Below are 25,744 nucleotides of genomic sequence, written 5' to 3' on the forward strand. Positions count from 1 at the left end.
GGTTCATCAGCCAGCCAGCGATGCAGAACCAACCTCATTGAAAAATTAATTTTGAGATCGGTTCGGATCCATCGGCTTCCTATTCTATCGATGGGTCATATCGACACACCTATGTCTTAGTGGCACGATGTTAGTGGTACGAATGACTCCTCTTTCGTCCTCACGTCCATGATTTTGACGGCGTCGATGGGTTGCTGCCCGGCACTGACGCGAACACGATCATTGCCGACCACATGCAACTTGGCATCCCTTTGTATCTCTCGCGATACAGGTAGTATCTCTTTCAATACGAGCTTGCTGAATTTAGAGATATCCTTCATCTCACGCTTCGTACCCATCGAGAGCATAAAACAAGCAATAAAATAAAAGGAATTATGAATGGCAATGACTTGTCGAGCTACAGATTTCTTCTTGGTATTCGTTTTGCTTCGCCTACGGGCACAGAACATCATGGGAGAGAGGAGGGAGTCAACATGCGGAATCATGAAGATTCTACGGTGAGCTTCCCCCCATTGTTTGGACAGGTTTTCCCTGAACTTAAGCTAATGGATTTCTGTTGTGTCTCCTCCTTTCATTCAAGGGATTGTTCATACATTTGGCCGGAGGTCGTTCGTTGCGGGAGACTGCGGTGCGGGCGGCTGAAGGCGGCCTGGTGCTGGTTTCGAGCGTGGCGTTGTTCAAACGCCCGCGAGTGAGCGGCGAATGGTTTCGCTGGATGACCGATGTGGTGATGAGGAAGAGCGCTCACGTGCGGCTTCATCTGGCTCGGTCCGAAGCTTGTTATCGTAACAAGTGACAGAAAAAGGAGACAATAATGGTAACAACGAACAAACTCGACTTTCGTCCTGATATTGATGGATTCGCTTTTAAGAACTCCTGGACATTTGAACAGGCAGAGAAGGATAAAATCTACTCGATTTTTGATGGTGTTGTTGTGGCAACTATCTTCGGGCTTGTTCCGCTGATCCCACCAGATCCCCTCGCGATCGCTGTGTTTATCGGCACCATGAAGTCCGTCATTGATAAGCAGCTGAGTGAGCGTTATGGCCTCTGCGGTGGCATGGCATATGCTGCGCTCGACTATTACAAGGCCAATCTGATTATTGAGCGTGGGTTCGGTGATACCCCTCCCGATCACACTACGCTGCAGGGCGGCCGGATCCGAGACTATATCTGGCAACGGCTCATGGATAGCATGCTCAGCGGGGGGGCGGCTTCGACGACTATTGAGTGGTGGTTTATTCTCAAAGTCCTCTCTAGGCCCGATATCTTGCTCAGCAGGACGAAGGGGGAGTGGGTGAAGGTGAAGCAGCATATCGATTCAGGAACACCCTGGCCCCTTTGCCTCATAGGCACCACCTTGTCTCCCTTGCATAATCATCAGGTCCTGGCCTATGGCTACACGGATAATGACAACGGAACAGGAACCCTGTTCCTCTATGATAATGTTTATCCGGATGAAGAAGTGACGATCACTCTGAATTTTGCAGGTTCCCAGCTGCAAGTGACAGAAAGTCACCCTAGTGTCGACCGAGGCCCACTGAAAGGCTTCTTCTGCACCTCCTACCAGTTTAGTCGTCCACCTGAAGTGGTTGGACTGCTCCAGAGTATAGTCACGACTCCTCCTTCACCGTCATCTGGAGCGACGGTGAGTTTTGATTACGCAGCGACCAACGCTGGATTTGGTCCCACACCTGCTATGAGGCTCTGTGTCTTTGGAGTGCAACGCATCCAACTCAGAGATGATGACATAAGGGGCGAGGAACTCATACCCTCAGACGCATCGAGTCGAGCGAGCGCATCCTCAGATATAGTGAGGGGGATGGCTTTACCCTCAGATCCAGTGACTGGGGCGTCCATACCCTCAGACGCAGTAGGTGAGGCAACGGTACCCTCAGAGGCTGCAGCTACTCTGTTACTTAGAAAGGGAGACGGTCCCATCCAGTACAGCTGGAGAACATTTCATTTCGTTTTCCCTACTGAGCCTAGTGCTCCAATTACTAGTCTCTTCTCGCCAACGGCGCCCCACGGTCCTGCCCCGACAAATATTGTGTCTCGCCATCTTGGCTCTGCGGGCACAGTGCGTCTGCCCAAACCAGATAAGAATATCGGGTCTAGTACCTGGGGTTTCGCTGCTGAGGCTCTCCTCACAAGCAAATTCACGAAGGAGGATGGCACATTTATTACCCATTTCGTCTCCCTGCCAGCAGGTTTGATCAAACAAGGCAAAGAGGGCAAAGAGAAGGAGAAGGAAAAGGAGAAAGAAAAGGAGAAAGAGGGCAAAGATACCAAAGAAAGCAAAGAGAAAGAGAAAGGAAAAGAGCTGTCTAAAGATCGCAAAGATAACAAAGAATCCCTGAGCAAAGAGAATCTTCAGGAGAAAGGGCGGGACAACGTCGAAAGCTTGCGCGGCACGACGGACGCTGATACGGGAGAGCTGCCCTCAGAAGGTCAGGCCAGTGAACATGCCTTCATTCGCCCCGAAGAGCGTCCCGCTGTCGGCATGCAAGCTGTGCGGGCAGCCAGTGAGCGGCAAGGAAGTGACGGATGATTGTGATTGTCGCTAGTCGTTATGATGCGATTGCCGGCACCCTACGTCAGTGCTGGCAATCGCACGATGCTAGGCTCCTCACTGCTGGGGATCTCTCCAAGCCGGGTTGGCGCTTTTTCCCTGACGATATGTCCTCCTCGACGGCAATTATCCAAGGACAGGAAGTAGGTGTGCGGGAGATTGGAGGCGTGCTGACCCGGTTGACTTGTGTGCCGGAGCAGGAGTTAGGCCATATCGTTGCAGCCGATCGCCCCTATGTCGCAGTCGAGATGACGGCCTTTCTGCTTGCCTGGTTAATCAGTGTGCCCTGTCACGTCCTCAATCGCCCAACCCCTACCGGTCTCTGTGGGCCTGCTTGGCGAAAAGAACAATGGACGTATGCTGCGGCCAGAGCTGGCCTTCTTGTCTCCGCAGTACAGCGACAAGTTTCCTTTGGCCCGCATCGGACGATGGATGATCCAGCCGCGAACGTGGCGAGGATCACGGTAGTGGGGAAACGTTGTCTCGGAGAAGGGCATGCAACCCTGGCTCTGCAGGCTCGACGTTTAGCTGAAGCTAGCGGTGTGGATCTACTCGCCGTCGATTTTAGCAGCCCGGAGCCAGGAGCGTTGTTTATTGGCGCTCATCCGTTTCCAGATCTGACCGATAACGAGGTTACCCATGCGGTCCTCGAGTACTTTTGTTCTGTGGGGGCTGCCCGAGGATACGCCACTCCTAGCGGTCCAGCAGGCCCTCTCCCGCAGAGGATATGAGATCGCCTTCATTGATCAAGGCGCGGTGCTCGAAACAGAGGTTTCACTGATCGTAGGAACTAAGGTGCAGGGTTGGGTACGCACCCCCAATCAGGTTATCGATCTGAGCAGAGTTAGGGCAGCCTATCTGCGACCCCACGAGTCTGTGCGGTTGTCGGTGATCGAGCGTGCGGGTCCAACAAGTGCGGCCTGGCAGCACGCGATGCGTATCGATGATGCGTTATTATCGTGGGCAGACCTCACAGAAGCCTTCGTGATCAATCGCCCGTGCGCGATGGCGAGCAACAACTCCAAGCCCTATCAAGCTCGACTTATTCGCACGTCCGGGTTTGCCACTCCCGAAACGCTCATTACCACTGACCCAGAGGCTGCTCGCGCATTCTGGGCCCAACACCAGGAGGTCATCTATAAGTCGATCAGCGGGGTACGCAGTATCGTCTCGCGCCTGACCACTGCTCATGAGGAGCGGTTGGACAATGTTGCCTCCTGTCCGACGCAATTTCAAGCCTACGTGGCGGGAACCGATTATCGGGTGCATGTTGTTGGGGCCAAGGTGTTTGCCTGCGAAATCTTTTCGGCAGCCTGCGACTACAGGTATGCGACCTCCCAGGGGATGCGGGCTGAACTGCTGCCCTCCACGCTCCCACTGGCTATCGCTGAACGATGTCGAGCGCTGGCTTACGCGCTCGCCTTGCCTGTGGCAGGGATTGATTTGCGCAAAAGCACCGATGAGAGTTGGTACTGCTTCGAAGTGAATCCCTCACCGGCGTTCACCTACTATCAGGACGCTACGGGTCATCCGATTGACGATGCCATTGCTGATCTGTTGTTGGAAGCCCAGCCCTGTCTTTCCTGAGAGGAGTATGTATGACCGAGATGATCTACCATGGCGGTCCAGTGCTTGAACAGATTGAACTGGTCTGCATTTACTTGAACGTGATTGTACGCGGAGTCTCCACTGGGAACTGGTCCACACCCCAGTTGCGTGAGATGGCATCCTCCCTGGATACCTTTCTGGATCCGTTGGCCACGAGTGCTTACCTGGATGCACTGGCCGAATACGGAGAAGACACTGTCTACCAGATTGGACAAGGAAGGAGACTGGCCTCCTACTTCTTGACAGCGGGTCCGTTTCTTCAGAAAGAGGGGCAGGCGAATGTGATCGCCACCTCTCCTGAAGCTGAGGTTCTAGACAAGGCCAACATGCAGGGGTCGGCGCATGTCGTGCCCTGGCTGCGACAACAAATTCTGAGAGGCGTATTGCCCTTCGCTGGTCCCAATCGATGCTATGTCATTTTTCTGCCACCTGGTCTGGTCCTCGAACTCGGAATAGGTCTGCATGATGCCTTCTTCTTGTCGTCGTCTGATGAGGAGAATGAAGTTTACTTCGCCGTCATTGTCTATCCAGAGGGGAAACATCTTCTCGATCAGTTCACCCTGACCCTGAGCCATGAGATAGCTGAAGTGGTGACCAATCCCTCTCATGCCCGAAGCGGCTGGCATACCGATGATGAAAGCTCGAGCGAAATGCGGACGTGTGTGCACAAGTGCAGTACAACGGCTTCCTTAATGGTTACCGGGTCGTCTCGTTTTGGTCCAGGAAACCCAAGGAGTGTGTTCGATGGGGCCAATCGCTTACCTCTTCATAAAGCTTGCAGGCGGTCTGCCGGACGCAGAAAACGAAGAGTCAGAGGTGAGACAGTTCAACCCTAAACAGGCCCAAGGGGTCAGCAACTTCTGCGCTGTCATGCGTAGAAGCTAGGGTCGGATCTTGAAACGTGCATCGAAAGATGGGGTTGGCTCTTGAATCGTGCATAGCGCTGAAGAGTCGGTTCGAACTTGTCATTCAATACTCCAGCGCACGCCGTATTCGCCAGCCTCTATTCTCCTCATGACGCCGCGCCTTGGGCGATTTCCGACGTGGGGCTTCGGCCACCGCACGGTGTAAGAAACAGATACGGTTGTCGGTGATACACAGTACAAGGTCCGACCCTACTCCGGCATGATGCACCCAAGTAGAGCCGCACCAGCATGTCGGTGGCTGGTTACGCGACCTTCAACTCCACATGCACGCGCCGGCCAAGCGCCGTGGCGATATTCACTAGGGCATCCAGCGAAAACCGCGACACGCGTCCGCGTAACAAGTCATTGATGCGAGGCTGGGTGACGCCGCAATGGGTTGCGGCGTCGGCCTGCTTCCAGTCCTTGGCTTTGATGATAGCCGCGATCTGCCGCATCAGTTCGGCTCGCGCTTGGAGATTGGCCGCCTGCTCAGGGGTGTCGGCAATTGCATCCCACACGCTGCTGAAAGTTTTAGTTTTGGTCTTGGTTTTGGTCATTGGGCACCTCTCATCAGTTCGGTGAATCGCTTTTTGGCAAGCTCGATGTCGCGCTTGGCCGTCGCCTGCGTTTTCTTCTGGAATGCGTGCAGCACATAGACCGCATCGGCTAGCCTGGCCGTGTAGACCACGCGGTATGTGCCGGTGTCGTCCCACATCCGAATTTCTTCGACGCCCTTGCCGATAGAAGGCATTGGCTTGAAATCGTCCGGCTGTTCACCGCGCTGCACCTTGTCCAGTTGATAGCCCGCGTCGTGCCTGGCAGCCTCGGGAAACTCCCGCAAACACGTGAGCGAGTCCCCAAGGAATCGTAGTCGCTTCATGGGTCAAATATACTGGATTGGATATACATACGCAACCTGACTTCCCGCGAGAGGGAGAAAACAGGGAAGAAGGCGACGGCTGCTTCGCCGAGGGACCTCCCATAAACCTGGCTTCATTGTGATCGGCGTGGCTGGCTTGACGCTGTCGGACAGATTTTAGCACTCTGTCGGATAGGAGGTTGTGCATGGCGCTCATTCGAGTTTCCGCCAGAGTAAATCCCATACAACTTCGACGAGCTCAAAAAGCGCTCGGTGCCAAGACGACGAGCGAAACGCTGCAGCGCGCCTTGGATTTGGTCACGGAAAAAGCCGCGCATGATCGCATCATCCAGCGCTATAGCGGTGTGGGCAATCCCGATGCCTTCGGCGAAGACCACTAAGTTCGCGCTGCTCGATACCACGGTCTACATTGATAATTTCCGATCCGGCCGCTTCACGTTTCGCCTGCTGCAATCTCCTTTCGTCATCCGTTGTTCTTCCGTCGTACTCCACGAATTGCTTCGCGGGGCTCGAACCGCCACTGAGCGGAAGTTTGTTTTGGAATTGAGTCGGCGGTGCCAAGTGTTGACGCCCACGGAGCAGCAGTGGCTGAGGGCCGCCGAGATCCTCCATCAGCTCAGACGGCGAGAGCACTATGAGGCCGCCAAGTTGCGTGAGCGGGCCTGTGATGTGTTGATCGCCCTGTCGGCAAGAAGTATCGGCGCCAGGGTGATCACGACCAATCACGCAGACTTTCGCGTGATTCAGCGGGAGCTGTCCTTTCATCTCGTGTGTTGGGAATAGACGGAGTTTTGATGAGGGCGAAAGCAGGAGAAGGCTCCTCCATCCCGATGGAGTGCTTGACCATATCACGCCCAGCCATTGCATTGGTGCTATGGTACGACCATGCGTAGTCGTATACTTTGCGATGTGCCTGGCCGCTCCCGCCTAGGCGACCGAGGCGGAATCGTTCGCCCCGGATCAACCCTTCAATCAGGCGCTGACCGCCGCTGGCGCTCCGTTCGCTGCTGAATCAAGCATCCGATAGACGTGAAGACCGCGCAGAAATTTTCGAGAACTTCAACTCAGATGACACGAAGGGTGATCGGGACGAGGGGGAATGATTCCTAATCGTCTGCCGTCCCCACGGATCCTGCAAGGCGAGTCACCAGATTGACCCGGATGACGTCCTGTGCCAGGGCTTCGGCGTCCGTCAATTCGTGGTCATAGACGTCGGTCTGATACTCCTCGGTCTCGACGTTCGCCGACGACAGACGGATTGCCCTCCCTCGCTGACCTGGATTTTGGTGACCGTGGAGAGGCCGGGCCTGATCGGATGCTCCCGGAGTTCCTCGGCGGCCAGCGCGATCCGGACCGGCACCCGTTCGACGATGTGGATAAAGTTCCCGGTGGAGTTGTCCGGCGGTAACAGTGCGAACGGACTCCCGGTGCCGGGGACCAGGCCCTCCACCGTGCCGCGAAACGTGTGGTGGCCGCCGTGGAGGTCCACGCGCACTTCAGCCGGTTGACCCGGGCGAACGTCCGCCACGTCGGTTTCGCGCAAGTTGGCCTCCACCCAGAGATGGTCCAGCGGCACGATCGTCATGAGGTGCGTGCCGTGCTTGACCCGGTCGCCGACCTGGGCCCGGCGTTTCGCCACGTAGCCCGACGCCGGCGCGCGGATCTGCTGCCGCGCATATTCGAGATGGGCGTGGATGAACGCATGCTTCGCCAGCTCGACCGTCGGATGGTCCAGCACCGTCGTGCCGCCGATCTGCGCGTCGAGCGCGTCGTATTCCGCCTGGGTTTCCCGCACCTCGGCGGCCAAGGCCTGCACGTGATCCTGCGCATTCTGGAGTATCTGCTTCGACACAGCGCCGCTGGGCACCGCACGCCGGTACCGAGCCAGGTCGTGGCGGACCACGTCGAGCCGCGCCCGGCGCGCCGCCAATTTGTCCGCCAGTTGCCGCTGCGTAATGAAGAGCGCGTTGATGTGCCGGACCGCGTCGCCGAGTCGCCCGCGGGCCTGGCCCAGCGCCGTCGTCGCTTCGTTCGCATCGAGCCGGACCAGTACCTCGCCGCGCGTGACGAACTGCGTCTCTTCGAAGAACACCTGCGTGATGATCCCGCCGGCCTGCGCCGCGACCGGCACGAGGTTGCCGGTCACATAGGCATTATCGGTTTGCACCCAATGCCGGGCCGTTGTCCACCAATGTCCGCCATAGGCGAGACCGGCTAGACTCAGCCCGAGCGCCACGAGCGCCAGCCGCCGGTTGCGCTGCGCGTGCAGCGATTCTTCGATCAGTTGCGGTGCCGGTGGGGGTATGGCATCGGTGTCGCTCATCCGGTCAACTCGCCGGCAGCGCCGGCCTCTTCTCGATATCAGGATTGTGGTAGCCGCCGCCTAAGGCTTCAATGAGATCCACCATCGCGACGAGTTGATCGCTCTCCAGCGCCCGCAGCGCATATTCCTGTTCCAATACCGGGTAGCGATGGCGGAGCCCTTCCCGGTCGTCGTCCAGTCCGGACACGACCCGGACGTTGGCGAGCCGCCAGTCCTCGCTGAGCGACGCCACGACGCGCTGATGCGATGCCAACATCTCACGCGTCGCCTGCCACGCGCTCAGACTGTCCGCGACTTCGCGCAAGGCGTCGAGCAGCGTGTCGTTATACAGGTCCACCGCCGTGTCGTACTCCGCCCGACGTGTCGCTAGTTCGCCGCGCAAGCGGCCCCCTTCGAAGATCGGCAAGCGCAGGCCCGGGGCGAGGCCATAGGAAAAGCTCTGGCCGGAGAACAGGAAATTCGCCAACTTGTCGGCCCCCTTGGTGAACGTCAACGCATTGAACCCGACGAAGGCGGTCAGATCGATCGTGGGGTAGAACTGCGTTTTCGCGACCTTCACCACCCGCGCGGCGGCGTACGCACGATACAGGGCCGCCGCCAAATCAGGCCGGTGGACCAGCAAGCCGATCGAGAGGTGCTCCGGGACGGGCATCTGCTCGGGAATGGTGGCGCCCGCCACCGTGACGAGGTGGCGCCCGTCGTCCGGCCCTGTGCCCATGAGGCGGGCAAGCAAATTCCGCTGCACGTCCAAGTGATCGTGCACCGCAGCTTGGCGCGTGACCGCCGCTTCGTAGTCGGCGATGGCTTGTTTCACCGCCAGGTCATTATCAATGCCCAGGGTGGACCGGGTCTCGGCGAGCATCCGTAGCCGGCGACGGAGCTCGACGATGGCGTGGACCAATTCCAGCTGCTGCTGCAGCGCCTGCCCGCGGAAGTAGGCTCGGGCGATGCCGGTGGTCAGCCGGAGTCGGACTTCGGCCCGTTCCGCTTCTTCGGCGGCCGCATGCCCGAGCGCCGCGTCGAGCGTCGCGCGATATTTGCCCCAGAAGTCGAACTCGTACCGCACTGTGAGCGGGTTGATCATGCCGAGGAGAATACGTTGTCCTGCCGTCTCCGCGTTCAAGGCGGCGAACACGCCGTGTTGCGAGATGCGCTCGTAGGTCAACGACGCATCGGCCTCCAGGAAGGGCAGCAGGCGGGCCCCTTCCACCCGGGCCAGCCCTTGCGCTTCGCGTAAGCGTGCGGAGGCCACCTTGAGCCCCGGGTTGTCGCGCAGCGCCGTCTCGATCAGTCGGGTGAGCTCGGCGTTGTGGAACTGGTCCCACCACCGGTCCTCGGGCCATTGATGCAACCGGTGGGTCACTTCCTCCAGGGTCTCCTGCAACTCGGGCGGCTCCAGATAGGTCGCCGGCGGCTCACCCTTCGGGATCCACTGTCAGCGGTCATGCAATAATCCCCAGATGTGGTCAATGAATTCTCCCCACCCTCTCACCGAAGGAGGGATGTGATGGAACTTGACGATAGCAAGGAGACAACGATCATACCGTCCCAGGTAGACCACACTCGGGAGGTATGTATGGTGGATCAAGAGCGGTGGGCGGAGATTCGACGGTTGCGTCATGAAGAGCGGGGATCCATTTCAGGGATTGCGCGGCGGTTGGACCTGGATCGGAAGACCGTGCGGCGCAGTCTGCAGCAGACGACGTGGCAACCCTATCGCCGAGCGGCGATGACGGAGACGCTGCTGACCGCCCATGCCGACTTTGTGCGGACCCGTGCGTCGCAGGTTAATTATTCGGCGCGGATTCTCTATCAGGAACTGCGAGCGAGCCACGAGTACATCGGCAGTTATGAGACGGTGAAGCGAGGGGTGGCGCCGCTGCGTGAGGGTCAGCTGCAGGCGGAGCGGGCCCTCCTCCGCTTTGAGACACCGCCGGGCCAGCAGAGTCAGATTGATTGGGGCCAAGCCACCGTGCCCTTCCGCGCCGGCCCGACGGTGGTGCACGTGTTCGTGTTGACGTTGGGGTTCAGCCGACGTGGGTTCTATTACGCCTGTGCCGATGAGCGGCTGGCGCAGTTTCTCGAGGCCCATGAACGGGCTTTTGCGCATTTCGGTGGCCACACGCGAGAGCATCTGTATGACCGACCGCGAACCGTCTGTTATGCGGATGAGACGGGGCGGCGGCTCTGGAATCCCACCTTCAAAGCCTTCGCCGACTATTGGGGCTTTGAGCCGCGCGTGTGTCGGCCCTATCGGGCCCAGACCAAGGGTAAGGTCGAATCCGGCGTGAAATATCTGAAACGGAACTTTCTGCCGGGACGAACGTTTGTCGATCTGGTGGACTTTCAAACCCAACTTGACGAATGGACCGCGACAATTGCCGACCGCCGCATCCATGGCACGACGCATGAGGAGCCACTCGTCCGGTTTGCGCGAGAACGCAACCACCTGGTCCCGCTGGCGGACCAGCGCGCCTTCCAGCAGGAGGCGCGCGTCTCACGGATCGTGGCCGAGGACTATTTGGTCAGCCTGGCGACGAACCGCTACTCCGTGCCCTTCCGGCTCATTGGTCAGCGGGTTGAAGTGCAACGACGGGGGGACACGGTCCACATCTTTCACCGTGACCAAGAGATCGCGACGCACCCGGTGCTCCCGGGCCAGCACCAATTCCGAATCCAGCCCGAGCACGGCCCTGGAGCCAGTGCGCGTCTCGCCCGCCACCGTCGGTCCACGGTGAGCGATCGGTCCCCTCGCCCCGATGCCTTGCCGGAGGTCGAAGTGCGGGATCTGGCCTGGTACGAGGCGGTGTGTGAGCGCACGGCGTCGCAGGAGGGGCGGCCATGAACGCGGCGCAACTGGAACGGCTCCGTGACCAACTCACGCGCCTACGGCTCTTGAAGAGTCGGGAGCGGCTGGAGGCCCTCTTACAAGAAGCGGCCGTCAAGGAGCTGCCCTATGCCGACTTCCTCGACCAGGTGCTCGGCGAAGAAGTCGCGTCCAAGACCGCGAAGAACATTGCGATGCGGACGAGTTTGGCGCGATTTCCATTCGTCAAGAGTCTGGAGGTCTTCGACTTCAGCTACCAGCCTTCGTTGGATAAGAAGCAGATTCAGCAGGTGGCGACCTGCCACTTCATCGAGCACGGCGAGAATGTCGTGATCTTGGGGCCGCCCGGTGTGGGCAAAAGCCACCTGGCCATCGGGCTAGGGCTGCAAGCCATTGCCCAGGGCTATCGGGTGTTGTTCACGACAGCCGCCGCCATGATCGCTACGCTGACTCGGGCGCTCACGGAGAATCGGCTGGAGGACAAGCTGAAGCTCTATACCATTCCCCGGTTGCTGATCATTGATGAGATCGGCTATCTGCCCATTGACCGCACCGGGGCCAACTTGTTCTTTCAGCTCATCTCACGCCGCTATGAGAAGGGGCCGATGATTTTGACCAGTAACCAGAGTTTCGGGGCTTGGGGCGAGGTGTTTGGCGACCGGGTGCTGGCGACTGCGATCCTGGATCGGGTGCTCCACCACGCGATCACCATCAACATCCGGGGCCATTCCTACCGGCTGAAGGAGAAACTCAAAGCCGGACTTGTGCGGGTCGAAGAAGCGTCAACGACAACCTAACGGGGTGGGGAATTTTCGATGACCATAACTGGGGCAATTTGGATGACCCTTGACAGATCCACCATTCACAGCCGGTGACCGAGACCAGGGCCGCCAGGCACAAGGCCGAGGCGGAGCGGGAGAGGGTCAGGCGGCCGTAGCTCATGGTTGCTTCACCAGCTTTTTCGCCTGCACCTCACGCAGGGCTTTCGCCGGCTGCAACAGCGGCACGCGGTTGGACCGCGCGAACCAGACCAGCGCCGCAATCCCCAGACAGAGGTAGCTCGACAGGAGGAACGCGTCATTCAAGGCGAGAATGCCGGCCGCCTGCTTCATCGTCAGTTGCACTTTGCGCTGGATCACGGCAGGATCGACGCCGAGGGCCTCGAGTTTCGCCGTGAACTGGCTGAGCGCATCATACGACGCCGAGAATCGCCCGCCGAAATGGTCGCTGAGGTGCAATTGATGAAAGGGGAGCCGGCGGAAGAGCACGATCCCTTGCCAGGTAATTCCCATCCCGCCGAATGCGAGGCGAAGAATATTGGCCATCTCTGCCGCGCGCAGCAGTTGCTCCCCCGAAAGGCCGTGTAACGTCAACACGGTCAACGGGGTGAAAAACGAGCCGAGGAAGACCCCCTCGAGCACCATCGGCCAAAAGATCTGATCGAACGAGTGGGGATCGTCGAAGAGGCCGATCCAATAAAACGTGGCGGCGAAGCCCAAACTGTTCACGCAGGCCAGCCAGCGGACGTCCAGCCGTTTGGCGACTTCATGCATCACGGCGATCAGCGGCATCCCCAGCAGGACCATGGGCAGGAACACCAGCCCGGCCAGCTCCGAGGAATAGCCCAGCAACAGCTGCAGGTGCACGACAAAGAGAGCGAGCAAGCCTTGGATCGAAAAGAAGCCTAAACAGAGACAGAGGAGGCCGACCGCAAAATTCCGATGCGCGAATAACCGCAGATCCATCGCCGGCCGGCGTTCGCCGAGCTCCCAGACGATCCAGATCGGGACCGCCACGAGGACGACGACCAACAGGCCGCGTAACAGCGGATCGTCGAACCAATCAAAGTCGTTGCCTCCGTTCAACATCGACTGAAAGCTGACGAAGATTACGAACAACAGGACAAAGCCGACGAGATCGACGGGCTCCTGGCGAACCTCATGCCGTCGTCCATGGAACAAGGCAGCGGCCAGGGCAGCGATCAACAGCGCCAGGGGGATGTTGAGGACGAAGAGGGTACGCCAGCCCCAATGCTCAGTCAGCCACCCGCCGGTCACCAGCCCCACCGTAAAGGGCATCAAGGTGAACAACCCCCAGATCGCCAGCCCCACCGACTTCAGGTGATCGGGATACTCCTTGAGCAGCAAGGATTGGCTCAGCGGCAAGATGACGCCGCCGACGAGACCGAGCAGGATGCGTGCCGACACGAAGCCCACAATACTGTCGGCCGTCGCGCAGCAGGCCGAGGCCACGGCGTAGGCGAGGAAGGCGCCGCAAAAGACACGGGGTTCTCCATAACGGTCGGAGAGCCAGCGGGCGAGGGGAAAGCCAAGAGCCAGGGCGGTCAAGAAAGTCGATTGTGCCCACCCCCCGAAACTGACCCTCACGCCGCCCAAGTCTCCTGCCGCGTACGGCTCCATCAGCACGTACGAGCCGGAGAAGAACACCACGATGTAGGCGAGGCCCAGCACGAGGTTGAGAAGGAGGAAGTGCCATCCGAGGCAGCGGGTCTCTAAATGATCCCCTGTCGTCATACGAACGCTCGCTCGACAGAATGTAGCGGGCTCGGGTGCTCGTCTACTGAGGTCATGTTGTTCCGTTGGATCGCCGCCAGATGATTTCCCCGCTGAGCCGCCTCATGGCGCAGTGGGACTATGTAATAGCCTTATCTCTGCACACACCGCCCTCTGCGTGGGACAGATATGCCCAGCTCTTGGCATTCGGGAGAATAGAGGGAGTCGTGGCCACTGGATTGGATGTATCGACAACAAGCATTGTGTCAGGCCTCTGCCTTGAACCATGCTTCGTTTGTTAACGACCGGCCACCCTGTCTCCTACGTAGCAAGAAACCATTTCGTGGACCATAAGGTACTTCCCTAGAGTGCAAGGGGAAATTCCACGGGAAGGATGGAACGAAAAGGGAAAAGATTTCGAGGCTATTTGGATGATGAGCGGGTGAGGCCGTGGGCCAAGGCGTACGTTGTCAGTTCAGCCGTCGTATGGAGGCCAGCTTGTTCCATCAGCTTTGACTTATGATACTCGAGCGTCTTTGGAGGAAGCCCCAGTGTTGAAGCGATTTCTTTGAGCGTCCGTCCCTCGGCCACTAATTGGAGAATCCCCCGCTGGCGTATCGGCAAACGATCCTGATCGTCGATACCGGATTGGGTTCAGCGATGGACCCCACCACCTGACACTGTTTTTCCGGCACCAGCGCATGGTCATCCGCCAAGAGGACGCGGGGCTTGCTCATGCAGGCTTCTGTTTGAACGGCACCCACGCACAGACACGTGTCCCCTCGCCCGGTGTCGATTGAATCTCCAGGTTTCCGGCAATCAGTGAAACGCGTTCCCTCATGCTCAACAACCCGAGGCTTCCCCGCCGACCCTCGTACTGATTCACATCAAATCCCACTCCATCATCGCTTATCATAAGCTGGAGGCCGTCTCGCACTCGCCGGAGGTCGACGCGAATATTCTTTGCCCTGGCATGGCGGGAAATGTTTGCTAACCCTTCTTGTGCCACGCGGTACAAGCAGGTGGCGACGTCTTGCGCCACGTGTGTGGGGATGTCTTTACCTAGAAACCGGGCTGCGATACCGGTACGGGCTTGAAAGTCATCGACCAGACGTCGGAGTGCAATAGAGACACCCAGATCGTCAAGGATGGATGGATGAAACTGATGGGCCAAGCGACGAACATTGTCTGAGAGTTCGGCGATCCGGGTATGAATCGTGTGCACCCTGTTGACCGTACTACTGACAGGGGCATGGGAAAGTTGTTGTTCCAACATTTCGATGTCGATCGACAAGAGGGCGAGGCGTTGATTGATGTCGTCGTGCAGATCGCGTGAAATCCGCCGTCGCTCTTCCTCCTGGAGGTGAAGCAGCTGCGAGGCGAGCAGGCGAAGGTCCCGACGGTTGGCTTCGAGTGACTGTTCAGTATCGATTCGTTTTGACACCTCACTGACGAGCGCGTTATTGACGGCCAGAAGTTCTTCGCTCCGTACATGTAAGCGCGCGGCCCAACCTTCATCGAGCCGTTGGATCTCCTCTGCACGTTCATGACGTTGTAGAAGGTACCAAATGGGCAGCCCGATCAAGGCCATGATCACGACGCGAATAACTATTTGTTGGGGGAACAACGACAAGAAAGAGTTTGCAATTTCCGCGGAGAGATGGAGAACCAGCAATCCGACCAGCAAGGTGGAGATACTTCCGACCAAAAACCCGATTCGAGTTCGTGATAGGGCCATGAGCTGACCTCACCCAGTCGGATTATCCTCCTTCCGGATTGCTCAATCAAGCAGGAGGATCATTGTTTCGGTCAAACGGACCTGCGCGATGTTTTGCCACGCCGGCCACTGTCGATACCCTGCAGCTCCTTGACCTCACCGTTCACCCGCCTCCGTGAATTCTTGAAAGATGAGATGATGTTTAATGCGGAATGGCTGGTTCCTCATCTCACCAGACAGCATCCTCAGCTTGATCTCCCGCTGCCAACGTCACTGACTTGAAAACAAACGGTCGAAGTGAGAAGTTGAGGTCGAGTAAGTTCGGACCGGATCTTGACTTGTGCACGACGGAGGTGACCAGGTATTAGGGAAGCCTTGACCATGTCCTGCCCACGGATTACAGTGCTCCTTATGATACGAGCTTGTGCAACCGCGCTCTTTCTGATGTGCCTGGCTGCTCCTGTCTGGGCGACTGAGGCGGAATCGTTCGATCCCGATCAACCCTTCAATCAGGCAATGACTTCCGGTCTCCTCCGTTCGCTGCTGAATCAAGCGCTCGATAGTCTTGAGGACCACTTAGAAATTTCCGGGAGCCTTAACTCTGATGACACGAAGGGTGATCAGGGGAAACATCTGCGCTTCAAATTCTATCCAGAGGGCAAGTCAAAGTCCGATCAGCATTTCACGGCCGAAGGATGGTTCGGCTCAGTTCCCGAATCCGGCCAATATGATTGGCGTTTTCAATTCAAGCAGCCGGAAGATCGCACCAAGAAACATCCCTCCCGACAGGTCGACCCCCCGCTGTAACAGGGCTGCTTACCGTTCACGGGTTACTTTTGCCTACCACGCTGTAAAGTTTTCCTCTTTCCGGACAGAGTCGTAAGGATTTTCACCCCAATGCCTAATTCCCTGCGGTGTTAGAAGCCGCTCAATTGGCATGGGGTTTGTATTCGCCTGCCTTGGATCAGAAGTAGGATTGACACCCATGGATTTCATTGCTGCCGACACCTTTTCTCCTCCATCCAGGTCCTCTAGATCTTCTATGGACGGGAGTTCTCGGTCGGTCCGGACAGCTTCTCCTTCCAACTCCAGTGGTATCGGGAAACATTTCTCGACGGTTCTTCAGAGAGTTCGTGGAGAGGAGGGGAGGGGTGATCGCCGCGAGACGGCCGCCATTCGATCCTCAAGCCAATCTGATAACAAGCCTCGGGTGAACGAGGCGAAAGGTGGAGATGATTCCTCGGTTCGAGCGGATCGTGCTGACGCGCCATCATCAAAGCTGTCGGAGAAGGATCGTTCTGATCAGGATGCAAACAGGTCGGTCAAGGCTTCAAGGGGGGCAAGGGGAGATGGCGAATCTTCCGCTGTAAAGGACGATGCCCGTTCCGATTCTCATGGCTCAGAGTCTCAGCCCGGATCTGCTCCGACTCCACTTCCGGTCGCGACATACAGGATCAACCAAGAACGGATGGCCAGGGAAGAGGACTCTCGATCGTCCGAAGACGATCACCAGGCAACAACAGTGTCTTCCATCTCTACCTTGATACCACCCGAATCCTCCGTGCCTTCCATGACGGCTCTTGCGACTCACGATGATGCGGCGTCCTTAGACGGAGCGGCTACGGCATCAAAGGATCAACCAGAACAGCCATCGGCCATGGCGGCGCTTTCTACGAAGGGTGACGCTCCAGCAGGTCCGATCGTGAAAGTTGGCCTGCAAGCCGTTGTCGGCGGTGCCGATACAAAGACCGCTCCTGCTGATGTGAAAATTCATACCGCTTCTTCCGGGGAGGAGATCGGTCGCTCTCGTCCACAGTCCGACGGTCTTTCTCAAAACGCGTCCAATCTAAGTTCCGGCTCGACGCCGACTGAGGGAAGGATCGATCGTCCGATGAATGATGCTCCTCGGATCGCGGATGGAGTCGCGCTTGTACGTCCCGCTGCTTTACATTCGGAGGGCCATGCAGCAGCCAACGGTGACAAAGATCATGTGGAATCGAAGACGGCGGCCATATTGTCGTTCGAAGATCCTCCACAATCCGTCAGCGGCGATGGAAACGGTGAATCGAAGGTCAGTGTGCCTTTACTGCGTGGCCATCAATCGAACTTTGATGTGATCAAATCCTTCGTCGAGTGGAGGACCGGTCAAAGCGGCTCTCCGCATGATCAAGCTGAGATTGAGGTATCGCAGGCGGCGGTTGGTGAGCACCAAGCGACGGGGGGACAACCTATAGCGGCGACCATCACCGGAGTTCACGGAGGCGTCGGTTCCAGCTCACCTCTGCCGCCTCCTCCCACCACCCCTTTCGTTAGCCATGCGCAACCTGCCATGCCCGGCAACGATCTCGGAGATAAATCCGCACAGGTGATGGGCCGGTCAGTCGTGTTTAATGTGGCACAGCCAGACTTGGGTCACGTGAACATTCGTGTGGCGATCACGAACGATGTGGTGCATACACATTTATCGGCCGACAGGCCTGAAGTGGGGCAATTCCTCATCAACGGACAGGACCGTCTTCAGGCCGCATTGCAAGCGAACGGATTGGACATGGGACAATTCCGCGTGGATATCGATCGTCAGAGTGCCGGTCGTTCCTTCCACCATGGCCCTTCTCAGGAACAAGGACAGACCTGGGATCAGGGCTCGCAAGGGATGAAATGGGGACAGAGTCAGGAGCGACAGGACGAAACGCGCATACCGCTTCATGGCCTATTGAATTTGGTGGCGTAGACAGTAAAGGAGATAGAGCAAATGATTGATGTATCCCAACTCACCTCGACCGGAACTCCTCCGACAGCGGAAAAGACAGGACCCCGACAGTTGGGTCAGGACGATTTTCTGAAATTGCTCATCACGCAATTAAAGAACCAAGACCCGTTGAAGCCCACCGACAATACCGAATTTATCTCGCAGCTCGCACAATTCAGTCAGTTGGAGCAGACCGCGAAACAGGCGCAGCTTCTTCAGAAGAGCCTCGATGCACAGACCGCCTCGTTGCAGTTCACGCTGCTGCCCATGATCGGCCGCACCGTCACCATCGGGCAACCGATGGTGCAACTCACCGATGGCCCCGCTCAATTCGGGTACACATTGGACAAGGATGCCGCGAAAGTTCTGGTCAGTATTCAGGATCAACTGGGCCAAGTCGTGCGAAGTCTGGAATATCGCGATCGACCGGCAGGACCGCATACAGCCGCGTGGGACGGGCAAAACCAGAGTGGAACCCTCATGCCTAAGGGAACGTACCGCTATCTCATTTCGGCCGTTGATTCGGAAGGCAAGCCGGTGAACGTGGAGGGGCGTGCGTCGCTCGTCGTGTCCGGGGTGCGTATGGAAGAGGGACAAGCCAAACTCCTTGTCGGTGATTTGGCCGTCGATCCGTCCGAGATCGTTGAGTTGCGATAACCAAGAGGAGGGTTGTACTCATGGGAATTCTGTCGTCGCTTTTCACGGGCGTCAGCGGGCTCAACGCGAACGGGAACGCGTTATCCGTCATTGGGAACAACATTGCCAACCTGAGTACGATCGGGTTCAAATCCAGCCGTTCCGTATTCGCCGATTTGATCAGTTCTTCCCTCGGAGGAGCAGGAGGGGCGATTCAGACAGGCCTCGGCGTAGCCCTGAATGGAGTGCAAGGGAACTTCAGCCAAGGTTCGCTGAGCACCACCAGTAACGGACTGGATCTGGCGATCGACGGCAACGGCTTTTTCCTTCTCCGGGATGCAAACGGCGGGAGTTTTTATTCCCGAGCGGGACAGTTTCATCTGGATTCCCAAAGTCGCATCGTCGACCCAAGCGGCTTCTTCCTCCAGGGCTACCAAGTGAACACCAGCGGGCTGATTACGGCCAGCATCGGAGGCGTGACGTTACCCTCGACGACCGCTCCGCCGAATCCAACGACGACCGTCGATATCGGCGCCAATCTCAATTCACAGTCCTCAACGAGTGTCTTCTCCCTCACGGATCCGAACGGGACATCCCAGTTTTCAACATCGCTCACCGTTTACGATTCGCTTGGGAACCCTCATCTGCTCACCACGTATTTTTCTAAGACCGCGGCGAACACATGGAACTACAACATCGTCGGCAGTACTAACGAGGTGGTCACGACGAATTATCATGCGTCCAACATCAATGCGTCCCTTGGTATCGTGCGCTTGGCTTCAGGGAATCTGACCTTTACGACGTCAGGTGCTCTTGATACCGAGAGCGTGGTCACGAGCTATGATAGTGGCACCGCCGCCGGGGTCGCCGGAGCCCTGGTGGGGCAGGCGCAAATCGATTTTGTCGGTGCGACAGCCGATCAGGTGTTTGCGTTTAATTTCGGCAGCAGTGTGACGACCGACGGTGGCGCCGGAGTTGATCTCAGTACGCAATTCGGAGCTGCATCAGGATTGGTTCAGCAGACTCAGGATGGGTTCGGTGCCGGCGCGCTGCAATCCTTCTCTGTGGAAACCAACGGGCTCATCAACGGACGATTCTCCAACGGGCAGGTTCGTCCGTTGGCTCAGCTGGCTCTTGCTCGATTCCCTGACCCGCTCGGACTCGTCCGGACCGGTAAGAATACCTTTGCCGAATCAGGCACGTCCGGACAGCCGCTGGTCGGTCCTGCAACGGCCGCGGGCCTGGGACGAATTCTTTCCAACACGCTTGAACTGTCGAACGTGGATCTCGGGGAAAGCTTTATCGACATGATTGCTGCACAGAGAGGATTTCAGGCGAATTCGAGAGTCATCACGACTTCCGATGAGGTCCTCCAGGAATTGGTGAATCTGAAACGGTAGTTTCTTGATGTGAAATCGGGCTGGGACTCTTGCCCGACCCAGCCCGACCTCCCTCCCTATCCCGGCTCCAACGTCCGCCCATTGTCCGAGTTTACCCATCTCTCACGTCAGATTCTTGACTACAGTGTCAAGGGGCCGCCCGACAGTGAGCGATTCTTCCTGCACGTTAGGAAAATTCCAAATAGGATCCTCGCCAAGTGCATTGATTCACGATCTCTTTTGACCAGGGGTTTCAGCGGCATAGTGGCATATCCATTGCAGTCTCCCCACCGGGCCACTGAGTCAATCGAGGAGGAGTTATGGCAGATGCAGCCGCGGCCGATGAAAAAACCTCAGTATCGGCTCCCGCTCCGGTATTCCCCATCAAACTGCTCATTATCGTATCGGTTGTTGCCTTGGTGTTCGGTGTCGGCGGAGCGTTTGTGGTGGTCAAGTTCCTGGGAGGGTCAAGCAAAGGTGCTGAAAACTCGGAAGAGCATAAGGCCGACGCTGATGCAAAGGCAGACTCCAAGAGCGAGGCCGGTGGAAAACATGGTCAGGCCTCTGCGCCGGGCGTCATGTTCGACTTGGACCCCTTCATCGTCAACCTCGCCGACACGTCCGATGTTCGGTACTTGAAGCTGACCCTCAAACTTGAGGTGGACAGCGAAGCCGTGGCCGCCGAGCTATCCGCCCGCATCCCTCAGATGCGGGATGCCATCCTCGTCCTGCTCAGCAGCAAGGACGTCAATGCGATCAGAACGACCCAGGGGAAATTCCAGCTGCGCGATGAAATTACACAGCGCACCAACGGCCTCCTGAAGAAACCAGGCGTTCGATCCGTCTATTTCACGGAATTCGTCGTTCAGTAACAACGGCACGATGGACAAGATTCTCTCACAAGACGAAATCGATGCGCTCTTGAAGGGCGTCGTCTCAGGCGAAGTGGAGACGGTTCCGAAGGAAGCTGTCCCGGACGCAAGAGGCGTCAAGGGATACGATCTGTTCAACCAGGAACGGATCATCCGCGGGCGGATGCCGACCATGGAGATGATCAACGACCGATTCATTCGCCGCCAATCAGTCGTCTGGACCGGCATGTTTCGGGAGGCCATCGAGTTCGCCGTCGTTGGGACGCAGGTGATCAAGTTCGGCGAGTTTCTGAAGAAAGTTCCGATGCCCTCCTCGTTGAACGTGTTCCATATGGCTCCGTTACGAGGCAGCGCGCTCTTCGTGATGGACGCGTTCCTGGTGTACCTGGTCATGGACTATTTTTTTGGTGGGAAAGGGCAGACCCAAGTGAAGCCCGAGGGGCGGGACTTTACGCCGGTCCAACAAAGGATCATCAAGAAGCTGTTGCTGCACTCGCTTGTCGACCTGGAAAAAGCCTGGCATGCCGTCCTGCCGGTCAAGGTGGAGTATGTGCGTTCTGAGAGCAACCCTCAGTTCGCGATGGTGGTGACCTCATCGGAAATTGTCGTCGTGGTCACGTTGCAGGTCATCTTGGGAGAAAGGGACAGCGAACTGTACATCGTCTATCCCTACAGCATGCTTGAGCCGATCAAAGAGAAACTCTATTCCGGCCTCGTCTCCGATCAGGTCGATCAAAACGGCGAGTGGAATCATCGATTCCGAGAGCGATTACAAGACTGTCCGCTTCCGATTGCGGTACGGCTGGGAACCGCGACCGTCACGGTGAAGGACGTCATGAACTTCGCCCCCGGTGACGTGATTGTGCTCGACCAGCACCCAGGGGACCCGCTCGATTGCTATATCGAGGGGTATCACAAATTTCAAGGTAGCCCGGGAATTTACAAGGGCAATCACGCGTGTCGCGTGGCCAAACTCTTGAACTAGTCGCGACACCATATAAGCGAGTGACCATGGCTGAGTCAGATTCCGCAATTCGTCCCGAGTCTCAGACGGCCGGTAATCAATCGCCGCAGCCGGCCTCATTTCCCCCCGTCCAACAGGCGGAGACGGGAGGAACCCCGAAGAACATCGACTTTATCCTGGATATTCCAATGAGCGTCACTGTGTATGTAGGCTCTACGAAGATGGCCATCCGGGATCTGTTGCAACTGGCTCAAGGTTCCGTGATTGAGCTGGATAAACTGGCGGGTGAGCCGATGGAAGTGATGGTGAATAACAAACTGGTTGCGCGCGGCGAAGTGGTGGTCGTCAATGAAAAATTCGGCATTCGGTTGACCGATGTGGTCAGTGCGGCAGAACGCGTGCAGCAACTTCGCTGAATGATCCGAGGAGAAGGCCGTGATTGATCTGTGGGAAAGCCTGTTCCGCACCGTCTCAGCACTCGCCATCGTGCTGGTCTTGATGGGGATCGTCGCGGTGACGGTCCGTCGGGTGATGGGGCAGCGTTTGGGGATCGTCGGCGGGCGTCCTCTGGTTCGCGTCTTAGCCAGCAGCTACATCGCTCCACGCAAGACGATTGCCCTCGTGTCGGTTGCGGGAGAATATCTGATCGTGGGGACGACCCCGACCGATCTTGTCCCGTTGGGACGCATCGGCGATTCCGCTGAATTGCGTGAATTACTCGCCTTCACCGACCAGAAGCCACCCACCGATGCGGCGCCGATTCCGCGGGACAGCTTTGCTGCTTGGTTGCGACGCCTACCGCTCGGCGTCTTTCATCACGACAAGGGCCTTCATGACCGATAAATACGAGCCTCGCGCCCGCCTATTGGCGGTGATCATTGTCGGAGCGATGGCGCTGGTCATCCTACCGCCTTCGGAAGCGGCGGCGGTCGGCCCATCGGTGAGCATCGATTTCGGCGCAGACGGTCCGAAACAAACCGCCGTGGTGATCCAGATCTTGATCCTCCTCACGGTGCTCTCCTTGGCGCCGGCCTTGTTCATCATGGTGACGTCGTTTACCAGGATCGTGATCGTGTTGGCCTTTCTCCGGCAAGCGCTGGGAACGCAGGCGGTTCCTCCGAACCAAGTGTTACTGGCGTTGGCGCTGTTCTTGACGATGTTCATCATGGCTCCGGTGGGCCAAGCCGTCTACCACAATGCGCTGCAACCATTAATGGCTGAACAGCTCTCTTATGAAGACGCATGGAAGAAGGGCATCGAGCCGGTGCGGAACTTTATGCTGCGCCAGGTGAGGGAGAAGGACCTCGAACTGTTTATCACATTGAGCCACATGCCGAAACCGGCCCGTGTCGAGGACGTGCCGACCCAGGCGATCATTCCGGCCTTCATTCTGAGCGAACTGCGGATTGCCTTCCAAATCGGGTTCTTAATCTATATCCCATTTTTGATCGTCGATATGGTCGTCGCCAGTATTCTCATGTCGATGGGTATGATGCTCCTTCCGCCTGTTGTGATTTCTCTGCCGTTCAAATTGATCTTATTCGTCTTGGCCGATGGCTGGTACCTGGTCGTGGGGTCCATGGTGCGGAGTTTTCAGTAGCGGTGAGCCCTCTGCAGCCAGCCGATCGCTGGGTGTCGATTGTGAGGATGACCGAATGACGCCGGAAATGGTGACAGAACTGGGCAGGCAAGCGCTGGAAACGACGCTGTTGGTGTCCTCGCCGATTTTGGGACTCAGTTTGTTCATCGGTCTGGCGGTCAGTGCGCTCCAGGCCATGACCCAACTGAACGAGGCGACGCTCACATTTGTCCCGAAAGTGGTGGCCCTGTTTGTGGCGCTGTTGCTTTTTCTTCCCTGGATGCTGAACGTCATGACCACCTACATGGCAAATCTCTTGATGAATATTCCCAACTACATCCATTAGTACGAGGCTATGGCGTTGACGCAGACCATCCAGATTGTCCTCCCGGAATTCCAAGGGTTCTTGGTCCTTATCTCCCGTATCGGAGGGCTGCTTGCTGCGTTGCCGGTCTTGAGCGGCCGAGCTGTTCCGTTGAAAGTCAAAGTGGCTCTCGTCCTGGCGTTGGGAGTCCTGTTGGCTCCCTTGGTCCCGCTTCCCGTCATTCCCTATGATCCTGTCGCCTTGGCAGGCGGGCTCGTCAATGAGATGACCATTGGTTTGACGATCGGACTGGCCGTTCGATTATTTTTCAGCGCGCTGGAGGTTGCCGGAGAGATGATCGGCGTGCAGATGGGGTTCGGCGTGGTTCAACTCTTCGATCCGGCGACGTCCGATCACACCTCCATTATCGGCCAATACTTCACGCTCTTGGCGACCCTCATCTTTCTTTCGTTGAACGGCCATCTGCTTCTGGTAGCCACAATTCTCTCCAGCTATGAGTCCATCCCGGCGTTCGGTGCGTCCCTTCCCGGAGGAATGGGAGACGATATCATTCGCCTCTTTCAGCACATGTTCATGGTGGGGTTGAAATTGGCGGCGCCCGTGCTGGTCGTCATTCTCCTGATCAATATTCTTCTCGCGCTTCTTGGACGTGCCGTCAGTCAGATCAACGTGTTTGTCCTGAGTTTTCCCGTCACCATCGCCGGGGGCTTGGCAGTGCTGGGATTGTCCATACCGTTTGTGGTGGAGCTTCTGGTTCGGGAAATCGAGCGGCTGCAATTCACGATCGATGGGATCATGAAAGCGCTGGGACATGGCTGAGGACCGGAGTAACAAGACAGAACCAGCGACGCCGAAACGCAAAGAGGAGGCGCGCAAGAAAGGGCAGATCGCCGTCAGTCGCGATCTGTCTACCGCAGTCATCCTCTTGAGCGGCATCGGACTGCTGGCGGCCATGCTGCCGCTCGGCGTTCAGAAAATGACCGAGATGACCCGCCAAGGACTCGCGCTCTCGTTCCCCCTAGGTTTCCGCGAAGGAATGTCGATCGAGCAGGTGTCCTCCGTCGTCATCCATGCCGGTCTCGCAGTGGTGACGCTGAGTCTCCCCGTCGTGGTGGGCATTCTGGCGATGGGCAGCGCTGCGTCGCTGCTGCAAACCGGCTTGCTGTGGCGTGCCAATGCCGTTCAACCGGATGTCGAGCGCATCAGCCCGATTAAGGGGCTTTCCCGCTTGTTCTCGCTTCGTTCTGTGATGGAGCTTCTGAAGGGGCTGCTCAAGATCGCGATCGTGACGGGAATCGGCCTTTGGGTAGCTCGGTATGATCTGCTCCAGATTCCTGGGTTGATCGAGTTCGATCTCGGTACCGCCCTCCAAGTAACCGGAGGTCTCTCCTTGAAAGTGAGCTTGACCGTCGCCGGGGCGATCGCGGTTCTGGCAGGGCTCGACTACTTCTACCAACGTTATGAGTGGGAACGAAGTCTGCGGATGTCGAAGGAGGAGGTCAAGGAGGAACACAAGGCCACGGAAGGCGATCCGCTGATCAAGAGTCGCGTGCGGACCCTTCAGCGCGAGATGACGAAGAAACGCATGATGGCCGCCGTAAAGACGGCAGATGTGGTGATTACCAACCCGACCCACCTGGCCGTTGCGCTGAAATATGACACCACCACCATGGGCGCTCCTGTGGTGGTCGCCAAAGGAGCCGGCTTGGTCGCTGAACGTATTCGTGAGTTGGCTCGACATCACGGAGTACCGGTCGTCGAACATAAGTTCGTGGCCAGAACCGTCTTCAAACTCGTCGATATCGGCAAAGAGATACCAAACGAGCTGTACCGCGCGGTTGCGGAGATTCTGGCGTTTGTGTATCGCGCTAAAGGCCTGACTCCACAAGTCTAAG

Annotated in this window: 29 protein-coding genes; 21 read left to right on the plus strand and 8 right to left on the minus strand. The window is 57.5% G+C overall.

The window, feature by feature from the left end; all coding sequences use genetic code 11:
- The first annotated feature begins 613 nt into the window (after positions 1-613).
- The 5 genes from P0119_09990 to P0119_10010 are packed head-to-tail and all read left to right on the plus strand — an operon-like array spanning position 614 to position 5,016.
- Complete coding sequence (locus P0119_09990; protein ID MDF0666382.1) at positions 614-796, plus strand: hypothetical protein; 183 nt, start codon at positions 614-616, stop codon at positions 794-796.
- Between the two features lie 18 nt (positions 797-814).
- Positions 815-2,551: a hypothetical protein gene (locus tag P0119_09995; GenBank protein ID MDF0666383.1), complete on the plus strand. Its 1,737-nt coding sequence runs from the start codon at positions 815-817 to the stop codon at positions 2,549-2,551.
- Positions 2,548-3,303, plus strand: coding sequence for a hypothetical protein (locus tag P0119_10000; GenBank protein MDF0666384.1), 756 nt, complete (start codon positions 2,548-2,550; stop codon positions 3,301-3,303). The genes P0119_09995 and P0119_10000 overlap by 4 nt, the downstream gene beginning before the upstream one ends.
- Complete coding sequence (locus P0119_10005; protein ID MDF0666385.1) at positions 3,212-4,159, plus strand: hypothetical protein; 948 nt, start codon at positions 3,212-3,214, stop codon at positions 4,157-4,159. Before P0119_10000 ends, P0119_10005 begins: the two co-directional genes overlap by 92 nt.
- Before the next feature lie 11 nt (positions 4,160-4,170).
- Positions 4,171-5,016, plus strand: coding sequence for a hypothetical protein (locus tag P0119_10010; GenBank protein ID MDF0666386.1), 846 nt, complete (start codon positions 4,171-4,173; stop codon positions 5,014-5,016).
- Positions 5,017-5,348: 332 nt separating this feature from the next.
- On the opposite strand, the gene P0119_10015 is transcribed toward P0119_10010, so the two are convergent.
- A complete protein-coding gene (locus P0119_10015) occupies positions 5,349-5,642 on the minus strand; it encodes a helix-turn-helix transcriptional regulator (protein ID MDF0666387.1) in 294 nt (97 codons plus the stop codon).
- Positions 5,639-5,965 (minus strand): type II toxin-antitoxin system RelE/ParE family toxin, encoded by a 327-nt coding sequence (locus P0119_10020; GenBank protein MDF0666388.1) that lies wholly within the window; start codon positions 5,963-5,965, stop codon positions 5,639-5,641. The genes P0119_10015 and P0119_10020 overlap by 4 nt, the downstream gene beginning before the upstream one ends.
- 185 nt (positions 5,966-6,150) lie before the next feature.
- On the opposite strand from P0119_10020, the gene P0119_10025 reads away from it, so the two are divergent.
- Complete coding sequence (locus P0119_10025) at positions 6,151-6,345, plus strand: hypothetical protein (GenBank protein ID MDF0666389.1); 195 nt, start codon at positions 6,151-6,153, stop codon at positions 6,343-6,345.
- A complete protein-coding gene (locus P0119_10030; protein ID MDF0666390.1) occupies positions 6,323-6,748 on the plus strand; it encodes a PIN domain-containing protein in 426 nt (141 codons plus the stop codon). Before P0119_10025 ends, P0119_10030 begins: the two co-directional genes overlap by 23 nt.
- Before the next feature lie 409 nt (positions 6,749-7,157).
- Here P0119_10030 and P0119_10035 read toward each other — a convergent pair whose 3' ends face one another.
- On the minus strand, positions 7,158-8,288 hold the full coding sequence (locus P0119_10035; protein MDF0666391.1) for an HlyD family secretion protein: 1,131 nt from the start codon (positions 8,286-8,288) through the stop codon (positions 7,158-7,160).
- A gap of 4 nt (positions 8,289-8,292) precedes the next feature.
- On the minus strand, positions 8,293-9,717 hold the full coding sequence (locus P0119_10040) for an efflux transporter outer membrane subunit (GenBank protein MDF0666392.1): 1,425 nt from the start codon (positions 9,715-9,717) through the stop codon (positions 8,293-8,295).
- Between the two features lie 147 nt (positions 9,718-9,864).
- Between P0119_10040 and istA the strand changes: the two genes are divergently transcribed.
- Positions 9,865-11,133, plus strand: coding sequence for an IS21 family transposase (istA, locus tag P0119_10045; protein ID MDF0666393.1), 1,269 nt, complete (start codon positions 9,865-9,867; stop codon positions 11,131-11,133).
- Positions 11,130-11,912, plus strand: a complete 783-nt coding sequence (gene istB / locus P0119_10050) for an IS21-like element helper ATPase IstB (protein ID MDF0666394.1) — start codon at positions 11,130-11,132, stop codon at positions 11,910-11,912. Before istA ends, istB begins: the two co-directional genes overlap by 4 nt.
- A gap of 141 nt (positions 11,913-12,053) precedes the next feature.
- Here istB and P0119_10055 read toward each other — a convergent pair whose 3' ends face one another.
- The 4 genes from P0119_10055 to P0119_10070 form a co-directional block, all read right to left on the minus strand.
- Complete coding sequence (locus tag P0119_10055; GenBank protein MDF0666395.1) at positions 12,054-13,649, minus strand: DHA2 family efflux MFS transporter permease subunit; 1,596 nt, start codon at positions 13,647-13,649, stop codon at positions 12,054-12,056.
- A gap of 402 nt (positions 13,650-14,051) precedes the next feature.
- Positions 14,052-14,219 carry a LuxR C-terminal-related transcriptional regulator gene (locus tag P0119_10060; protein ID MDF0666396.1) on the minus strand — a complete coding sequence of 56 codons (168 nt, stop codon included), beginning with the start codon at positions 14,217-14,219 and terminating at the stop codon, positions 14,052-14,054.
- Positions 14,219-14,365 carry a hypothetical protein gene (locus P0119_10065; GenBank protein MDF0666397.1) on the minus strand — a complete coding sequence of 49 codons (147 nt, stop codon included), beginning with the start codon at positions 14,363-14,365 and terminating at the stop codon, positions 14,219-14,221. The genes P0119_10060 and P0119_10065 overlap by 1 nt, the downstream gene beginning before the upstream one ends.
- Positions 14,362-15,366: a sensor histidine kinase gene (locus P0119_10070; GenBank protein MDF0666398.1), complete on the minus strand. Its 1,005-nt coding sequence runs from the start codon at positions 15,364-15,366 to the stop codon at positions 14,362-14,364. Before P0119_10070 ends, P0119_10065 begins: the two co-directional genes overlap by 4 nt.
- Positions 15,367-15,726: 360 nt before the next feature.
- On the opposite strand from P0119_10070, the gene P0119_10075 reads away from it, so the two are divergent.
- The 12 genes from P0119_10075 to flhB all read left to right on the plus strand — a co-directional run bounded on the left by P0119_10075 (position 15,727) and on the right by flhB (position 25,743).
- Positions 15,727-16,152 (plus strand): hypothetical protein, encoded by a 426-nt coding sequence (locus tag P0119_10075; GenBank protein MDF0666399.1) that lies wholly within the window; start codon positions 15,727-15,729, stop codon positions 16,150-16,152.
- Between the two features lie 763 nt (positions 16,153-16,915).
- Complete coding sequence (locus P0119_10080) at positions 16,916-18,076, plus strand: flagellar hook-length control protein FliK (protein ID MDF0666400.1); 1,161 nt, start codon at positions 16,916-16,918, stop codon at positions 18,074-18,076.
- Between the two features lie 21 nt (positions 18,077-18,097).
- Positions 18,098-18,751, plus strand: coding sequence for a flagellar hook assembly protein FlgD (locus P0119_10085; GenBank protein ID MDF0666401.1), 654 nt, complete (start codon positions 18,098-18,100; stop codon positions 18,749-18,751).
- A 20-nt stretch (positions 18,752-18,771) separates the two neighbouring features.
- Positions 18,772-20,130: a flagellar hook protein FlgE gene (locus P0119_10090; protein MDF0666402.1), complete on the plus strand. Its 1,359-nt coding sequence runs from the start codon at positions 18,772-18,774 to the stop codon at positions 20,128-20,130.
- Positions 20,131-20,429: 299 nt separating this feature from the next.
- Positions 20,430-20,981 carry a flagellar basal body-associated FliL family protein gene (locus P0119_10095; GenBank protein ID MDF0666403.1) on the plus strand — a complete coding sequence of 184 codons (552 nt, stop codon included), beginning with the start codon at positions 20,430-20,432 and terminating at the stop codon, positions 20,979-20,981.
- 10 nt (positions 20,982-20,991) lie between these two features.
- Entirely contained in the window at positions 20,992-21,966 is a 975-nt protein-coding gene (fliM, locus tag P0119_10100; GenBank protein MDF0666404.1) for a flagellar motor switch protein FliM, read from the plus strand.
- Between the two features lie 26 nt (positions 21,967-21,992).
- Positions 21,993-22,361: a flagellar motor switch protein FliN gene (gene fliN, locus P0119_10105; GenBank protein MDF0666405.1), complete on the plus strand. Its 369-nt coding sequence runs from the start codon at positions 21,993-21,995 to the stop codon at positions 22,359-22,361.
- A gap of 19 nt (positions 22,362-22,380) precedes the next feature.
- A complete protein-coding gene (locus P0119_10110; protein MDF0666406.1) occupies positions 22,381-22,788 on the plus strand; it encodes a flagellar biosynthetic protein FliO in 408 nt (135 codons plus the stop codon).
- Entirely contained in the window at positions 22,778-23,545 is a 768-nt protein-coding gene (gene fliP, locus P0119_10115; protein MDF0666407.1) for a flagellar type III secretion system pore protein FliP, read from the plus strand. The genes P0119_10110 and fliP overlap by 11 nt, the downstream gene beginning before the upstream one ends.
- 55 nt (positions 23,546-23,600) lie before the next feature.
- A complete protein-coding gene (gene fliQ, locus P0119_10120; protein MDF0666408.1) occupies positions 23,601-23,870 on the plus strand; it encodes a flagellar biosynthesis protein FliQ in 270 nt (89 codons plus the stop codon).
- A gap of 9 nt (positions 23,871-23,879) precedes the next feature.
- Entirely contained in the window at positions 23,880-24,668 is a 789-nt protein-coding gene (gene fliR / locus P0119_10125; protein MDF0666409.1) for a flagellar biosynthetic protein FliR, read from the plus strand.
- Positions 24,661-25,743: a flagellar biosynthesis protein FlhB gene (gene flhB, locus P0119_10130; GenBank protein MDF0666410.1), complete on the plus strand. Its 1,083-nt coding sequence runs from the start codon at positions 24,661-24,663 to the stop codon at positions 25,741-25,743. Before fliR ends, flhB begins: the two co-directional genes overlap by 8 nt.
- The last annotated feature ends 1 nt before the right edge of the window (position 25,744 follow it).

Origin of the sequence: Nitrospira sp. (genome assembly GCA_029194665.1) — a bacterium.
GTDB lineage: Bacteria > Nitrospirota > Nitrospiria > Nitrospirales > Nitrospiraceae > Nitrospira_D.

Coding starts and splice junctions, on each gene's coding strand:
- P0119_09995 (MDF0666383.1), top strand. CDS start 815: ATGGTAACAACGAACAAACTCGACTTTCGTCCTGATATTGATGGATTC.
- P0119_10000 (MDF0666384.1), top strand. CDS start 2,548: ATGATTGTGATTGTCGCTAGTCGTTATGATGCGATTGCCGGCACCCTA.
- P0119_10005 (MDF0666385.1), top strand. CDS start 3,212: ATGCGGTCCTCGAGTACTTTTGTTCTGTGGGGGCTGCCCGAGGATACG.
- P0119_10010 (MDF0666386.1), top strand. CDS start 4,171: ATGACCGAGATGATCTACCATGGCGGTCCAGTGCTTGAACAGATTGAA.
- P0119_10015 (MDF0666387.1), bottom strand. CDS start 5,642: ATGACCAAAACCAAGACCAAAACTAAAACTTTCAGCAGCGTGTGGGAT.
- P0119_10020 (MDF0666388.1), bottom strand. CDS start 5,965: ATGAAGCGACTACGATTCCTTGGGGACTCGCTCACGTGTTTGCGGGAG.
- P0119_10025 (MDF0666389.1), top strand. CDS start 6,151: ATGGCGCTCATTCGAGTTTCCGCCAGAGTAAATCCCATACAACTTCGA.
- P0119_10030 (MDF0666390.1), top strand. CDS start 6,323: ATGCCTTCGGCGAAGACCACTAAGTTCGCGCTGCTCGATACCACGGTC.
- P0119_10035 (MDF0666391.1), bottom strand. CDS start 8,288: ATGAGCGACACCGATGCCATACCCCCACCGGCACCGCAACTGATCGAA.
- istA (MDF0666393.1), top strand. CDS start 9,865: ATGGTGGATCAAGAGCGGTGGGCGGAGATTCGACGGTTGCGTCATGAA.
- istB (MDF0666394.1), top strand. CDS start 11,130: ATGAACGCGGCGCAACTGGAACGGCTCCGTGACCAACTCACGCGCCTA.
- P0119_10055 (MDF0666395.1), bottom strand. CDS start 13,649: ATGACGACAGGGGATCATTTAGAGACCCGCTGCCTCGGATGGCACTTC.
- P0119_10065 (MDF0666397.1), bottom strand. CDS start 14,365: ATGAGCAAGCCCCGCGTCCTCTTGGCGGATGACCATGCGCTGGTGCCG.
- P0119_10070 (MDF0666398.1), bottom strand. CDS start 15,366: ATGGCCCTATCACGAACTCGAATCGGGTTTTTGGTCGGAAGTATCTCC.
- P0119_10075 (MDF0666399.1), top strand. CDS start 15,727: ATGTCCTGCCCACGGATTACAGTGCTCCTTATGATACGAGCTTGTGCA.
- P0119_10080 (MDF0666400.1), top strand. CDS start 16,916: ATGACGGCTCTTGCGACTCACGATGATGCGGCGTCCTTAGACGGAGCG.
- P0119_10085 (MDF0666401.1), top strand. CDS start 18,098: ATGATTGATGTATCCCAACTCACCTCGACCGGAACTCCTCCGACAGCG.
- P0119_10090 (MDF0666402.1), top strand. CDS start 18,772: ATGGGAATTCTGTCGTCGCTTTTCACGGGCGTCAGCGGGCTCAACGCG.
- P0119_10095 (MDF0666403.1), top strand. CDS start 20,430: ATGGCAGATGCAGCCGCGGCCGATGAAAAAACCTCAGTATCGGCTCCC.
- fliM (MDF0666404.1), top strand. CDS start 20,992: ATGGACAAGATTCTCTCACAAGACGAAATCGATGCGCTCTTGAAGGGC.
- fliN (MDF0666405.1), top strand. CDS start 21,993: ATGGCTGAGTCAGATTCCGCAATTCGTCCCGAGTCTCAGACGGCCGGT.
- fliP (MDF0666407.1), top strand. CDS start 22,778: ATGACCGATAAATACGAGCCTCGCGCCCGCCTATTGGCGGTGATCATT.
- fliQ (MDF0666408.1), top strand. CDS start 23,601: ATGACGCCGGAAATGGTGACAGAACTGGGCAGGCAAGCGCTGGAAACG.
- fliR (MDF0666409.1), top strand. CDS start 23,880: ATGGCGTTGACGCAGACCATCCAGATTGTCCTCCCGGAATTCCAAGGG.
- flhB (MDF0666410.1), top strand. CDS start 24,661: ATGGCTGAGGACCGGAGTAACAAGACAGAACCAGCGACGCCGAAACGC.